Annotated in this window: 11 protein-coding genes; 4 read left to right on the plus strand and 7 right to left on the minus strand. The window is 64.9% G+C overall.

The genetic code is table 11. The annotated features are described in order from the left end of the window. The first annotated feature begins 2 nt into the window (after positions 1 to 2). The 3 genes from NKH37_RS30895 to NKH37_RS30905 all read left to right on the plus strand — a co-directional run bounded on the left by NKH37_RS30895 (position 3) and on the right by NKH37_RS30905 (position 5,111). Positions 3 to 1,100 (plus strand): ABC transporter ATP-binding protein, encoded by a 1,098-nt coding sequence (locus NKH37_RS30895; protein WP_023720570.1) that lies wholly within the window; start codon positions 3 to 5, stop codon positions 1,098 to 1,100. A 56-nt stretch (positions 1,101 to 1,156) separates the two neighbouring features. Then, the gene (locus NKH37_RS30900) at positions 1,157 to 3,190 is read left to right on the plus strand and encodes an aldo/keto reductase (RefSeq protein ID WP_353042185.1); all 2,034 of its coding nucleotides are present in this window, start codon (positions 1,157 to 1,159) and stop codon (positions 3,188 to 3,190) included. A 139-nt stretch (positions 3,191 to 3,329) separates the two neighbouring features. Next, positions 3,330 to 5,111, plus strand: coding sequence for an NAD(P)-binding domain-containing protein (locus NKH37_RS30905; RefSeq protein ID WP_352962090.1), 1,782 nt, complete (start codon positions 3,330 to 3,332; stop codon positions 5,109 to 5,111). 168 nt (positions 5,112 to 5,279) lie between these two features. Here NKH37_RS30905 and NKH37_RS30910 read toward each other — a convergent pair whose 3' ends face one another. From NKH37_RS30910 to NKH37_RS30920, 3 genes are all read right to left on the minus strand, one after another. Next, on the minus strand, positions 5,280 to 6,515 hold the full coding sequence (locus tag NKH37_RS30910) for an amidohydrolase/deacetylase family metallohydrolase (RefSeq protein WP_353004151.1): 1,236 nt from the start codon (positions 6,513 to 6,515) through the stop codon (positions 5,280 to 5,282). Positions 6,516 to 6,537: 22 nt separating this feature from the next. Next, positions 6,538 to 6,903, minus strand: a complete 366-nt coding sequence (locus tag NKH37_RS30915; protein ID WP_352815950.1) for a RidA family protein — start codon at positions 6,901 to 6,903, stop codon at positions 6,538 to 6,540. 341 nt (positions 6,904 to 7,244) lie between these two features. Further along, a complete protein-coding gene (locus NKH37_RS30920; RefSeq protein WP_352587968.1) occupies positions 7,245 to 7,673 on the minus strand; it encodes an Lrp/AsnC family transcriptional regulator in 429 nt (142 codons plus the stop codon). A 123-nt stretch (positions 7,674 to 7,796) separates the two neighbouring features. Here NKH37_RS30920 and NKH37_RS30925 point away from each other — a divergent pair, with 123 nt between their 5' ends. Further along, positions 7,797 to 8,900 carry a saccharopine dehydrogenase family protein gene (locus NKH37_RS30925; RefSeq protein ID WP_352845424.1) on the plus strand — a complete coding sequence of 368 codons (1,104 nt, stop codon included), beginning with the start codon at positions 7,797 to 7,799 and terminating at the stop codon, positions 8,898 to 8,900. Between the two features lie 170 nt (positions 8,901 to 9,070). Here NKH37_RS30925 and lpdA read toward each other — a convergent pair whose 3' ends face one another. The 4 genes from lpdA to NKH37_RS30945 form a co-directional block, all read right to left on the minus strand. Beyond that, complete coding sequence (gene lpdA, locus NKH37_RS30930) at positions 9,071 to 10,468, minus strand: dihydrolipoyl dehydrogenase (RefSeq protein ID WP_023718741.1); 1,398 nt, start codon at positions 10,466 to 10,468, stop codon at positions 9,071 to 9,073. Positions 10,469 to 10,729: 261 nt separating this feature from the next. Beyond that, a complete protein-coding gene (locus NKH37_RS30935; protein ID WP_352481320.1) occupies positions 10,730 to 12,109 on the minus strand; it encodes a dihydrolipoamide acetyltransferase family protein in 1,380 nt (459 codons plus the stop codon). Positions 12,110 to 12,120: 11 nt separating this feature from the next. After that, the gene (locus NKH37_RS30940; RefSeq protein WP_352918762.1) at positions 12,121 to 13,134 is read right to left on the minus strand and encodes an alpha-ketoacid dehydrogenase subunit beta; all 1,014 of its coding nucleotides are present in this window, start codon (positions 13,132 to 13,134) and stop codon (positions 12,121 to 12,123) included. A gap of 2 nt (positions 13,135 to 13,136) precedes the next feature. Further along, positions 13,137 to 14,369 carry a 3-methyl-2-oxobutanoate dehydrogenase (2-methylpropanoyl-transferring) subunit alpha gene (locus NKH37_RS30945; protein ID WP_023718744.1) on the minus strand — a complete coding sequence of 411 codons (1,233 nt, stop codon included), beginning with the start codon at positions 14,367 to 14,369 and terminating at the stop codon, positions 13,137 to 13,139. Between the last annotated feature and the right edge of the window lie 353 nt (positions 14,370 to 14,722).

The following is a 14,722-nucleotide window of genomic DNA, read 5'->3' on the forward strand; positions in this document are numbered from 1 at the left end:
GCATGGCGGCAGTCACACTCAAAAACGTCATCAAGCGCTTCGGCGTCTTCGAGATCGTCCACGGCGCCAATATCGATATCGATGACGGCGAATTCGTCGTCTTCGTCGGCCCTTCCGGCTGCGGCAAGTCCACGCTGCTCCGGATGATCGCCGGGCTCGAGGACATCAGCGACGGCGAGATCGCCATTGGCGGCAAGGTGGTGAACGACGTCGAGGCGGCCGATCGCGGCATCGCCATGGTGTTCCAGTCCTACGCGCTCTATCCGCACATGACGGTTGAGCAGAATCTGAGCTTCGGCCTGAGAATGACCGGCAACCCCAAGGCAGATACCGAGCGGCGGGTGAAGCGGGCTTCCGAAATCCTGCGCATCGCCGAGCTGATGAAGCGGCGGCCGCGGCAATTGTCGGGCGGCCAGCGCCAGCGCGTCGCCATCGGCCGCGCCATCGTGCGCGAGCCGCAAGTGTTCCTGTTCGACGAACCGCTCAGCAATCTCGATGCCGAGCTCCGGGTGCAGATGCGCGTCGAGATATCGCGCCTTCACAAGGAGCTTGGCGTTACCATGGTCTATGTGACGCACGACCAGACCGAGGCGATGACGCTGGCCGACAGGATCGTCGTGCTCAACGCCGGTAATATCGAGCAGATCGGCGCGCCGCTCGATCTCTACGACGACCCCGCCAACCGCTTCGTTGCCGGCTTCGTCGGCTCGCCGAAGATGAATTTTCTGGCGGCGAAAGTGGTCGGAACCGACAACAGCGCGGCGATCGTGGAGCTGGTCAACCATCGCGGCGTGCGACTGCGCAAGCCGCTTTCCGATGCCTTGCCTGCGATAGGCGGCGATGTCGTGGTTGGCGTGCGGCCGGAGCATTTCTTCGACGCCGGCCAGGGCGATTGCGACCTTACCCTCAAGGCCGACGTCGCCGAGCACTTGGGATCGGTGAGCTATGTCTATGCCAATTCCGGGACCGGGGGCGGGCGCGAAGAACTGATCATCGAGCGCGAGGCCTCACGGCATCGCGCCAACGGCGACGACCTGGTGGTGTCGATCAAGGCCGACCGCTCGCTTCTCTTCGACGCCACCGGCGCACGCATTCGCTAACCCATCTTTCTTTTGTCCGATCGCGATTGCTCGCGGCCACCCCACGGAGATTTGACATGACTTCCAAACCAGAAAAAATTCGCTGGGGCATTCTCGGGCCCGGCAACATCGCCAAGGCCTTTGCCGGCGGCGTCGCCCATTCGCGCACCGGCACCTTGGTCGCCTTAGGGGCGCGCAATCCCGGCAAGGCCGGGCTCACCGAGGCTTTCCCCGGCGCCCGCATCCTCGACGGCTACGAGGCTTTGCTTGGCGATCCGGATGTCGACGCGATCTATATTTCGACGCCGCATCCGAGCCATGCCGAATGGGCGATCAAGGCAGCCGAGGCCGGAAAGCATGTGCTTTGCGAAAAGCCGCTTGGCCTGACCGCCTTCGAGGCCGACGCGATGATCCATGCGGCGCGCAAGGCCGGCACCTTTCTCGGCGAAGCCTTCATGTACCGGCTGCATCCGCAGACGGCCAAGCTGGTCGAGCTGATCGGTGCCGGCGCGATCGGCGAGATCAAGATGATCAAATCCAGCTTCGGCTTCGCCATGCCGGGCTTCATGCCGGAGCACCGGCTTTACGCCAAGGATCTTGCCGGCGGCGGCATCCTCGATGTCGGCGGCTATCCCGTGTCGATGGCGCGGCTGATTGCCGGCGCCGCGGCGGGAAAGCCCTTCGCCGAGCCGGACAAAGTGGTGGGTACTGCGCATCTCGGCCAATCCGGTGTCGACGAATGGGCGTCGGCGCTGTTGCATTTTCCAGGCGGCATCGTCGCGGAAGTCTCCTGCAGCATCTCGCTCGCTCAGGACAATGTCTTGCGCATTCTCGGCAGCAAAGGCCGCATCGAGGTGGCGGACTTCTGGTATGCCGGCGGCCAGCAAGGCGGCACCGGCGAAATCCGCATCATCCGTCCGGGTAACACCGAGGTGGTCGAGGTCAAGGAGGACGGCTGGCTTTACGCGTTCGAGGTCGACGCCGCCGGCGAGGCCATTCTCGGCGGGAAGCAGGAGTTCGCCTGGCCCGGCATGGACTGGGCCGACAGTCTCGGCAATCTGCGCGTGCTCGATAAATGGCGATCCGCAATCGGGCTCGAATACGACATCGAGAAACCGGCAAAGCGCGTCAACACGATCTCCGGACGGAAGCTGCGCTCCGGCGGGACCGCGATCCCCAAGCGCGGCATCCCGGGCCTGCCGCGGCCGGCCTCATGCCTGGCGCTCGGCTTCGAGGATTTCCGCACCTTTTCGTCGGGCGCCATCCTGCTCGACGCCTATTTCGAAGCCGGCGGCAATCTGTTCGACACCGCCTTCGTCTATGGCTCCGGCTATACCGAGACGCTGCTTGGCCAATGGCTGAAGAACCGCGGCGTGCGCGAGCAATCGGTGGTTATTGGCAAGGGCGCGCACTCGCCGCTCTGCTATCCCGACGTCATCGGCAAGCAGCTCACCCAGTCGCTCGAGCGGTTGCAGACGGACCATATCGACGTCTATTTCATGCATCGCGACAATCCGGATGTGCCGGTCGACGAATTCGTCGATGCAATGGACCGCGAGGTCAAGGCCGGCCGCATCCGCGGTCCGTTCGGCGGCTCGAACTGGACGATGGAACGCATGGACGAGGCGATTGCCTATGCCGAGCGCACCGGCAAGCAGAAGCCCGGCGCACTTTCCAACAATTTCTCATTGGCCGAGATGCTGGTGCCGATCTGGGCAGGCTGCGTCACCTCCTCCAGCGACGCGTGGAAGACCTGGCTTACCGCCCGGCAGATGCCGAATTTCGCCTGGTCGAGCCAGGGCCGCGGCTTCTTCACCGACCGCGCCGGCCGCGACCGGCGCGACAATGAGGAGTTGGTCCGGGTCTGGTACTCGGACAAGAATTTCGGCCGTCGCGACCGTGCCATCGAGCTCGCCAAGCGGCTGGACAAAAGCCCGATCCACGTCGCGCTCGCCTACGTCCTGGCGCAGCCCTTCCCGTCCGTCCCGCTGATCGGGCCCCGCTCGCTCGACGAATTGGAAGACAGCCTCCAGGCGCTCGACATCTCACTTTCGCCGGACGATCTTGCATGGCTGGATAGCGGTTCGGATCAGGCCCGCGCGCGGGCCTGACAGCAGCGGCAGTCGCTTCAACCTTGCGCTGCGCCATAGCTTCCGGACTGTTTGCGCTGCCCTCACCCTCTCCCGCAAAGAACCGGGACAGGGTAAGAATGGCGGCAGCGCAAACGTCACTGGAAGATAGGGAAGACAGATGCTCGACATTTCACCGTCGAAACAGGCGGCCACCTGGCTCGGTTCTTTTGCGCGAGCGCTCGAAGCGGGCGACGTCGAGGCCGCAACCAATCTGTTCGTCGAGGATTGCTACTGGCGCGATCTTTTGACCTTCACCTGGAACATCAAGACGATGGAGGGGGCGGCCGCGATCCGCGAGATGCTGGCGGCGACGCTGGCAACCACAAGGCCTGCTCAATGGCAGCTCAGCGGCGAAGCCACCTCGGACGAAGGCACCATCGAAGCCTGGTTTTCTTTCGAGACGTCATCGGCGTGGGGCCAAGGCATCATGCGCCTCAGGGACGGCAAGTGCCGGACGCTGTTCACGGCGATGAGCGATCTCAAGGGGTTTGAAGAGCGCAAAGGCCCGGCGCGGCCGCTGGGCGTCCGCCACAAGGCCGATCCGGAACGCGAAACCTGGCTGGAGGCAAGGCGCCGCGAGGCGCGTGACCTCGGCGTTAGCCAGCAGCCCTATTGCCTGGTCATCGGCGGCGGCCAGGGCGGCATCATGCTGGGGGCGCGGCTCAGGCAATTGGGCGTGCCGGCCATCGTCATCGAGAAGAACGCCCAGGCCGGCGATTCCTGGCGCAGCCGCTATCGCTCGCTCGTGCTGCACGACCCGGTCTGGTACGACCATCTGCCCTACATCCCGTTTCCGGAAAACTGGCCGGTGTTCACCCCCAAGGACAAGATGGGCGACTGGCTGGAGATGTATACGCGCGTCATGGAGCTCAATTACTGGACCTCTACGGCATGCGTCAGTGCCTCCTATGACGAGACCGAAAAGGTCTGGACGGTCGAGCTCGACCGCGCCGGCGAGCGCATCACGCTGAAGCCCAGGCACATCGTCTTCGCGACCGGTGCTTATGGCCCGCCCAGGCGCATCGACCTGCCGGGTGCCGAGGTCTTTCAGGGCGAGATCCTGCATTCCAGCCAGTATTCCAACGGCGAGAAATTCCGCGGCAAAAGGGTCGCCGTCATCGGCGCGGCAAGTTCCGGCCATGACGTCGGCGTCGATCTCTGGGAGAGCGGCGCCGAGGTGACCATGGTCCAGCGGTCGCCGACGACGGTGGTCAAGTCGGACACGCTGATGGAGATCGGCTTCGAGATCTTCTCGGAAAAGGCGCTGGCCCGCGGCATCACCACTGAAAAGGCCGACATGATCGTCGCCTCGACGCCGTTCGCGCTGCTGCCGCAAGGCCAGCGGGCGCTTTACGACGTCATCAAGGCGCGCGATGCTGCCTTCTACGACCGCTTGCGCAGCGCCGGCTTCGCCATCGATTTCGGCGACGACGAGACTGGGCTCCTGATGAAGGCCTACCGCACCGGCTCGGGCTTCTACATCGACGTCGGCGCCTGCGATCTGATCATCGACGGCGAGATCGGCATCCGTAGCGGCGTCGGGATCAAGTCGCTGACGCCGACAGGCATCCTCTTCGACGACGGCACGGAACTGGCGGCCGACGCAATCATCGCCTGCACCGGCTATCTCTCGATGAACGAGACAGTGGCGGCGATCGTTTCGCGCGAAGTCGCCGACAAGGTCGGGCCGTGCTGGGGGATTGGCTCGGGCGTGAAAGGCGACCCGGGTCCGTGGCAAGGCGAGTTGCGCAACATGTGGAAGCCGACAGCGCAGGAAGCGCTGTGGTTCCACGGCGGCAATCTTGCGCTGTCGCGCTTCTATTCAAAATTCGTGGCGCTGCAGATCAAGGCGCGCATGGAAGGCATTCCGACGCCAGTCTATGGAGCGCCGGTGCGATAGGGCCGCCTTTCCCTTCTCCCCTTGTGGGAGAAGGTGGATCGGCGCGTAGCGCCGAGACGGATGAGGGGTGTTGGACGGATCGCCGTGGGTGCCAAGCTGGAGCACCCCTCATCCGTCGCCTTCGGCGACACCTTCTCCCACAAGGGGAGAAGGGGAGCCACATCGCCGTCAATCGTGGCTATGTCCGAAATGCCGGCTCGCCACCTCGACATGCGTGTCGTGCGCATGCGCTTCGAAGCGCTCGGTCTCGCCGAGATCGTCCACCGCCTCGTTCGGCCACCAGGTGCCGCCGACCACGATGCCGTCCGAGACCAGCCTTTGCTCGGCGACCAGCGAGGCGCCGACCGAATCGACAAAGGTGAAGTGGCCTGGACGCAGACGCAGCACCGCGACGTCACCGACCACGCCAATCGCCAGCCTGCCGAGATCTGGCCTGGCGATCGCTTCCGCTGGCCGCTGCGTTGCGGCGCGCAGCACCTCGACCAGTGGCATGCCGAGCGCCAGCAGTTTCGACATGCAGACCAGGATGTCGAAGGCCGGCCCGTCGACGCAGTAGAGATGCACGTCGCTGCTGATCACGTCCGGCGCCAGACCCTCGCTGAGCATCGCTTTGGCCACCTCGAAATCGAACGAGCCCATGCCGTGGCCGATGTCGAAGATGACGCCGCGCTCGCGCGCCAGCCGCATATCCGGCCGCACCGCCCCCGAGGCGAAGACCGGCGCGTTGGGAAACGGCCGGAAGCAGTGGGTGAGGATGTCGCCCTTGCGCAGCCGCGGCAGCACTTCCGAGCGGCCGGGCGGCGGCTCGTCTATATGCGCCATCAGCGGCAGGCCGGCCTTGTCGGCGGCTTCGAGCGCGAGATCGACCGGCGCGATGCCGCTGGTGCCACCGGCATGGCGACCCGAGCGGACCTTGACACCGACAACCACGTCCGCGTGCTCGCGCGCCGCCGCCACCGTTTCGCGCGGTTCGCAGAGCCGGAGGTCGCTGCACTCGCCGACCGCCACGGTCTGCGAGAAGCCGAATATGCCGGCAAAGGAAATGTTGACGTAGGCCAGGATGCGGACTTTCGAGCGCTCTATGACGTGGCGGCGAAAGCCGAGGAAATTGCCGGCGCCGGCGCTTCCGGCATCGATGAAGGTGGTGGTGCCGCTCTTCGCCGCAAGCCGGTCGGCATCGACGCCGAGCGACGTGCCGCCCCAATAGACATGGCTGTGCAGGTCGATCAGGCCGGGCGCGACGATGGAGCCCGTGGCGTCGATGACGCGGGCTGCACGTTCGAAGGGGATTTCGGTGTCGATCGCGGCGATACGGCCGTCGGCAATCGCCAGATCGCGTTGTGCGTCGAGGCCGGACGCCGGATCGATGAGGCGGCCGCCTTTTATCAGGAGATCGAATTGCATTGCGCCTGTCTCCGCTTTTCCGTCAGGCCGGCCTGTAGGCGACGGCTTCGACCTCGATCTTGATGTCGATCATAAGCCGTGACTCCACAGTCGTGCGTGCCGGCGGATCTTTCGGGAAATGCCGGGCATAGACCGTGTTGAAGATGCCGAAGTCGCGCGCGTCCTCGAGCCAGACCGTGGTCTTGATCACATCGTCCAGCGTGCAGCCGGCCAGCGCCAGTGCCGCCTTGATGTTCGACAGCACCTGTTCGGTCTGCTCGGCGATGCCGCCCTTGACCACCAGCCCGTCGCCGCCGACCGGCACCTGGCCGGAGACATAGACGAAATCGCCGGCCCTGACCGCCGGCGACAACGGCACATGGGATTTTCCGAAACACTGCTTGGGCAAGGAGGCCTCCTCTGGAAATCTTGCGTGACCGCCCTTATGCCTGCCACCGCGGTTCTCATCCAACATTTTGGAAGCTATATCGCTTTGCTGCGGGAGCGCCAGCTTGGTCACCACGCTCGGTGACCCTTCGCGCCCCCCTCTGTCCTGCCCTCTTTCCCACTACTTGGCATCTCCCCCACAAGGAGGGAGATTGGCCGTCATCACTGATTTCGCCAACCACCGACCTTGCAAAAGGTGCGCTGCCAGCGAAGCTGCCGATCTCCCCCCAAAAGGGGGAGATGCCCGGCAGGGCAGAGGGGGGCGCTGTCCCGCCAGCGTCTTGACCCGCGACACCAGCCCGCTCAGCGATCGATCCGCGTCGACAGGATGATCGACGACGACGTCCGCTCGACCCCGTCCATGGCGCCGATCTGGTCGAGAAGCGTGTCGAGATCCCTGATCGACGGCGCCTCGACGATGACGATCATGTCGAAATTGCCGCTGACCGAATGCAGCGTCCGCACCGGCGGCAGCGCCTGCAGGCTGCGCACCACCTTGTCGGCAAGCTTGGGCGTGACGGTGAGCAGGACATGCGCCCGCACCAGTCCCTGTTCGTAATCCGGCGAAAGCCTGACGCCGTAGCCGGTGATGGTGCCGCGCTGCTCCAGCCGCTCGATCCGGCTCTGCACCGTCGTCCGTGAGACGCCCAGCCGCCGCGCCAGTTCGGCGGTCGAGGCGCGTGCATTGATGCGCAGCAGGGAAAGCAGCGCCTGGTCGGCATCACTAAGCATTTCGACGAACCTTGCCGGCGCATTGATCAAACAGAGACTGCGTTTTGCACAATCCCACGCTTCCTTTCGACAGGCAAGCTGCGATTCTAGCCGTCTATTTAATATTGGTGCGAGGGACCGGTCATGAAGGAAATCATCGTCGTCGGCGCCGGCAAGATCGGCTCGACCATAGCCGAGATGCTGGCATCCACGGGCGACTACCATGTCACCCTGGTCGACCGCTCGGCTGCGCAGCTCGGCGCGGCCGAACTGCCGGCCGGCGTAGAGACGCTGGAACTCGATATCGAGGCCGTCGGCACCCTCGAAGCCGCCCTGGCCGGCAAGTTCGCGGTGCTCAGCGCTGCGCCCTTCCATCTGACCACGCGCATCGCCGAAGCGGCGGCCAGCGCCGGCGTGCACTATCTCGATCTGACAGAGGACGTCGTCAGCACCAGGCGCGTCAAGGAATTGGCGCGCTCCGGCAACAGCGCCTTCATCCCGCAATGCGGGCTGGCGCCGGGCTTCATCTCGATCGTTGCCAACGATCTCGCCAGCCGCTTCGACACGCTGGAAAGCGTGCGCATGCGGGTTGGCGCGCTGCCGCAATACCCGTCGAATGCGCTGAACTACAATCTGACCTGGAGCACCGACGGCGTCATCAACGAATATTGCGAGCCTTGTGAGGCGATCGTCGAAGGCGAGCTGGTCGAAGTGCCGCCGCTGGAGGAGCGTGAAGAATTCTCGCTCGACGGCGTCACCTACGAGGCATTCAACACCTCGGGCGGGCTGGGCACGCTGGCCGAAACGCTGAAAGGCAAGGTGCGGACGCTGAACTACCGCACCATCCGCTACCCCGGCCACGCCGCGATCATGAAGGCGCTGCTCAACGACCTCGGCCTGCGCCACCGCCGCGACGTGCTGAAGGACATTTTCGAAAGCGCCCTGCCGGCGACGCTGCAGGACGTCGTCATCGTCTTCGTCACCGTCAGCGGCCGCAAGAACGGCCGCCTGCTGCAGGAGACCTACGCCAACAAGATCTACGCCAGGCGTGTCGGCGATACGGTACGCAGCGCCATCCAGATCACCACTGCCTCCGCCATCTGCGCCGTGCTCGACATGCTGGCCGATGGCACCTTGCCGGCAAAGGGCTTCATCAAGCAGGAGGACATCGCGCTCGACGCCTTCCTGGCCAACCGCTTCGGCCGCGCCTACGCGCAGCACGAGATGGTTAGCCGACTGGCGGGTTGAGCTGCGTAATCTCCCCCCTTGAGGGGGGAGATGTCGGCGAAGGCGACAGAGGGGGTCGCCTCGCGTAGAGCGCTAACCTCCGACTGTCGTAAGGGAGGTCGAATCCAGTCGAACCGACCCCCTCTGGCCTGCCGGCTATCTCGCCCTCAAGAGGGGAGATCACCCTGCCCTCAAATATGCACCGCCCGCCCGAGCGCCTTCAGCGCCGCTTCCTGAAAACCCTCCCCTTGCGTCGGGTGGGCGTGGATGGTGCCGGCAATGTCCTCCAGACGCGCGCCCATTTCCAGGGCCAGGCCGAAGGCCGTCGACAGTTCCGACACGCCTTGGCCGACCGCCTGGATGCCGAGCACCAGATGGTTGTCGGCGCGGGCAACGACCCGGACAAAGCCCTCCTCACCCATCTTCGTCATCGCCCGGCCATTGGCGGCGAAGGGGAACAATCCGACCTTGATTTCGCCGCCGAGCCCCTTTGCCTCCTCCGGCGACAGGCCTGCGGTGATCAGCTCCGGATCGGTGAAGCAGATAGCGGGAATGCAGCGTTTGTCCCAGCTGCACTTGTGGCCGGCGACGATCTCGGCGACCATTTCGCCTTGCGCCATCGCCCGGTGCGCCAGCATCGGCTCGCCGGTGACGTCGCCAACGGCAAAGATGCCGCGCATCGAGGTGCGGCACTGGTCGTCGATGCGGATGAATTTTCCCGCCATGTCGAGATCGATCTGCTCCAGCCCCCAGTCTTCGACCACCGGCTTGCGCCCGACGGTGACCAGAATCCTGTCGGCAACGATCTTGGCATTCTTGCCGTCCTTCGTCTCGACCAGCAGCGCATCGCCCTTGGTCGACAACCCCTTGGCCTTGGCGCCCACAAGCACCTCGATACCGAGCTCGGCGAGCCGCTTCACGACCGGCCGGGTCAGTTCGGCATCATATTGCGCCAGTACGCGCGGCAAAGCCTCGACCACGGTCACCCTGGCGCCCATCTTCGCGAAGGCGATGCCGAGCTCCAGCCCGATGTAGCCGCCACCGACGACGGCAAGCCTTTCCGGCACTTCGCTCAGCGCCAGCGCTTCGGTGGACGAGATCACCAGGCCACCGAAGGGCAGCGACGGCAATTCGACCGACGCCGAGCCCGTGGCGATCACCACCGTCTCGGCGCGGACCACCTGCATCCCGGTTTCGGTCTGGACCTCGACGGTCTTGCCGTCACGGAATTTCGCCCAGCCGTGCACGGTCTTGACCCCGGCCTTCTTCAACAGGCCGGCAACGCCGCTGTTAAGCCGGCTAACGATGCCGTCCTTCCAGGCGATGGTCGTTTCGAGATCAATCGATGGTGTTGCGATTGAAATGCCGAGCGGGCTCTTGCCGCCGGCCAAGTGCGACGCCTTTTCGAACTCTTCGGCCGCATGGATCAGCGCCTTGGACGGGATGCAGCCGACATTGAGACAGGTGCCGCCCGGTTTACCGAACTCGACGATAACCGTGTCGATGCCAAGCTGCCCGGCGCGGATGGCGCAGACATAGCCGCCGGGACCGGCGCCGATGACGAGCAGCTTGCAGGAGATTTCCTTCATGTCGTGCCCCATGCAGCGGCTCGGAAAAAGGCGCTCTGTGGCGATCCTTCGCGCCCCCCTCTGTCCTGCCGGACATCTCCCCCACAAGGGAGATTGGATCTCGCCTCCGCCTTCGCCAATCGCCGCCGTCGCAGGAGCGGTCGGAGCGCGGAAACTGCCAATCTCCCCCCTTGTGGGGGAGATGCCTGGCAAGGCAGAGGGGGGCGCTGTCCCTCCAGCCTCCCGATCGTTCCGCACCGCCGCAACATTCTATTCATCTCCTCAATCCACAAAAATCAGCGCTGGCGTTTCCAGCAGCGCCTTTATCCGCTGGATGAACACCGCAGCGTCCCAGCCGTCGATGACGCGGTGGTCGAAGCTGGAGGACAGGTTCATCATCTTGCGCGGGATGAACTGGGTGCCGTCCCACACCGGCCGCATCATCATCTTGTTGACGCCGAGGATCGCCACTTCCGGATGATTGATCACCGGCGTCGTCGCCACACCGCCCATGGCCCCGAGCGAAGTGATGGTGATGGTCGATCCAGAGAGCTCGTCGCGCGTCGCCGTGCCGGATTTTGCCGCCTCAGCCAGCCTGACAACCTCGGCTGCGCAATCCCAGATGTCGCGCGCCTCGGCGTGCTTGACCACCGGCACCACCAGCCCCGACGGGGTCTGCGCGGCGATGCCGATATGGACCCCGCCATGCTGGTGGATTATGCCCGCCTCGTCGTCGAACAGCGCGTTGAGGTTTGGCTGGTCGGCGATCGCCTTGACCATCGCCCGCATCAGAAACGGCAGCAGCGTCAGCTTCGGCCTGTCCGCGCCCGGCCGCTTCTCCTTGTTGAGCGCGGCGCGCAAATCCTCGAGCGCGGTGACGTCGATCTCTTCGACATAGGTGATGTGCGGGATGCGCGATTTGGCCAGCGTCATCTTCTCGGCGATCTTTCGCCTGAGCCCGACTATTTTGATATCCTCGACCGCCTCGTTGCGGACAAGCCCGGAAATCTTGGCGGGCCCGGGTCCGCGCGCCAGGAAAGCTTCGATGTCCTCATGCTGGATACGGCCGGCCGGGCCACTCCCCACAATTTGCCGCAGGTCGATGCCGGCCTCTTTCGCCCTGAGGCGGACGGCCGGCGAGGCCAACGGCTTCTCGCCCTCCGGACGCCGCGCGCCGGAGATCGGCGCAGTACCCCCGCCGGAGGGGAATTCCGTTGCCGGCTCACTTTCGCGCACAGAAGCGCTTCCTGACGGAGGTGGGACTGGTTTGGCGTCGGCCTTGGGAGCCGAAGCTCGTCCCCCTCCCCCTTGTGGGGGTCCGAAGGACGGGCGAGACCCGTGGCTCGCCCCGGCAAGGTTAGGGGTGGGGGTACGCTTGGCGCCCGCCTCAACGTCCCGTGGCGGCTTGACGTTACCCTCGCCGGCCACCTTCAGGCGCACGATGGGCGAGCCGATCGCCACCGTGTCGCCGATCTCCGCACCCAGCCAGAGGATCTCACCATCGACGGGCGAGGGAATCTCGACCGTCGCCTTGTCGGTCATCACAGCGGCCAGCACGGCGTCCTCGCGCACGAGATCGCCGACCTTGACCTGCCATTCGACCAGTTCGGCCTCGGCGACGCCTTCACCGACATCGGGTAGCTTGATGACATATTCGCCCATCGTCTTCCCCCTCAGGCTTCCATCGTTTCGACGAGCGCGCGGCCTAGCCGCGCAGGACCGGGAAAATAGTCCCACTCCTGCGCATGTGGATAGGGCGTGTCCCAGCCGGTGACCCGCGCCACCGGCGCCTCCAGATGGTGGAAGCAGTTCTCCTGAACCAGCGCCGAAAGTTCGGCGCCGAACCCCGATGTCAGCGTCGCCTCGTGCACGACCACGCAGCGCCCGGTCTTGTTGACCGAGGCGACGATCGTCTCGAGGTCGAGCGGCAGCAGCGTTCTCAGATCGATGATCTCGGCATCGATGCCGGTCTCCTCGGCCGCCGCCTGGGCGACATAGACCATCGTGCCGTAGGCAAGTACGGTGACCTCAGCGCCCTGTCTGCGGATCACCGCCTTGCCTAGCGGCACCGTGTAATGGCCGTCGGCGACTTCGCCAAGCTCGTGTTTCGACCATGGTGTTACCGGCCGCTCGTGATGACCGTCGAAGGGTCCGTTATAAAGCCGCTTCGGTTCCAGGAAGATCACTGGGTCGGGATCCTCTATCGCGGCGATCAGCAAGCCCTTGGCGTCATGCGGGTTCGAGGGCACCACGACTTTCAGCCCGGAGACGTGGGTGAACAGCGCCTCCGGGCTCTGGCTGTGGGTCTGGCCACCAAAAATGCCGCCGCCGGTGGGCATCCTGACCACGATCGGGCAGGTGAAGTCGCCGTTCGATCGATAGCGCAGCCGCGCCGCTTCCGAGACGATCTGGTCATAGGCCGGATAAACATAGTCGGCAAACTGCACCTCGACGCAAGGCTTCAGCCCGTAGGCGGCCATGCCGATGGCCGCGCCGACAATGCCGGATTCGCTGATCGGCGCATCGAAGCAGCGGCTCTTGCCGTATTTCGCCTGCAGGCCTTGCGTACAGCGGAAGACGCCGCCGAAGAAGCCGACATCTTCGCCGAAGACGATGACACGCCCGTCGCGCGCCATCGACACGTCCATGGCGTCGCGGATTGCCTCGATCATGGTCCGTCGCGGCATGGTTAGACTCCCGCCTGCTGGCGCTGGCGCCTGAGGTGCGGCGGCATCTCGGCATAGACGCCCTCGAACATATCGCGCGCCGAGGGCTTGCCGCCGGCATGCAGCGTGCCGTGGCGCTCGGCCTCCCGCTGCGCCGAAATCACCGTGTCGAGGATTTCCGCCTCGGCCTGGGCGTGGCGTTCGTCCGACCAGACGCCGCGCTGGATGAGGTGGTTCTTCAGCCTGACGATCGGGTCGCCGAGCGGCCACGCGTCGGACTCGGCCTTCGGCCGGTAGGCCGACGGGTCATCGGAGCTGGAATGGGCGCCGACGCGGTAAGTGACATATTCGACCAGCGTCGGCCCGAGATTGTTGCGCGCCCGCTCCGCCGCCCATTTGGCCACCGCATGGACGGCGAGATAGTCGTTGCCGTCGACGCGCAGCGACGGGATGCCGAAGCCCAGTCCGCGGGCAGCAAAAGTGCCGGAGCCGCCCCGGGCGATCCCCTGGAAGGTCGAAATCGCCCACTGGTTGTTGACGACGTTGAGCACGACCGGCGCCTTGTAGGTCGAGGCGAACACCAGCGCCGAATGGAAGTCGGACTCGGCGGTCGAGCCGTCGCCGATCCAGGCGGCGGCGATCTTCTGGTCATTGCTGATCGCCGAAGCCATCGCCCAGCCGACCGCCTGGATGTACTGCGTCGCCAGATTGCCGGAGATCGAGAAGAAGCCGTGCTCTTTCGACGAATACATGATCGGCAGCTGCCGGCCCTTCAGCGGATCGGCCTCGTTCGAATAGATCTGGTTCATCATCGTGACCATCGGATAGCCGTCGGCGATGAGCAGGCCGGCCTGCCGATAGGTCGGAAAATTCATGTCGCCCGGCGCCAGCGCCTTGCGGAAGGCGCAGCTCACCGCCTCTTCGCCGAGATGCTGCATGTAGAAGGAGGTCTTGCCCTGGCGCTGCGCCATCTGCATGCGCGCATCGAAGCTGCGCAGCGTCACCATATGGCGCAACCCTTCCAGCAGTTCCTCGTCGGAAAGCAGGCCGGCCCACGGCCCGACCGCCTCGCCGGCGCGGTTGAGCACACGAATGATCGAGAACGCCAGATCGCGGATGGTGCGCGGATCGACGTCGATCTCGGGGCGCGGCACCGAGCCGGCCTTGGGGATGGTCACGTCTGAAAAATCCGGCGTGCCGCCCGGCCGCACCTCCGGCTCCGGAACATGGAAGCGCAACATTCCGGCATCGGCCATGATCTCGGTCCTCCACTGTTGCCCGGCGCGATACTTGCACACCGGCCGGACCAGTGCCAATTCGTTGGCCGAGGCTTCCCTGCCGCCGACGTTGGCTACCCCGACAGACAAGATGCAGATATGTCGGCGAAATTTCTTGTCGATCTTCCCGATCGGCGCGCAATTTGGCGAATGATTGCGCCGGGTTTCCCGCCAGATAAGACAATGCGTCGGATTGGGGCCTCGCGCGGCGCCCCTTTCCTTCTCCCCTTGTGGGCCTGTTGCGTAATTCGCTGATTGTGATTCTCTGAGGTGGACGGTCTGAGGGAATCGCGATGGCAGTGAAGCAGACGGGCCAGTTGAGCTTGGCGGAG

Origin of the sequence: Mesorhizobium sp. M1217 (assembly GCF_040318275.1) — a bacterium.
Classification (GTDB): domain Bacteria; phylum Pseudomonadota; class Alphaproteobacteria; order Rhizobiales; family Rhizobiaceae; genus Mesorhizobium.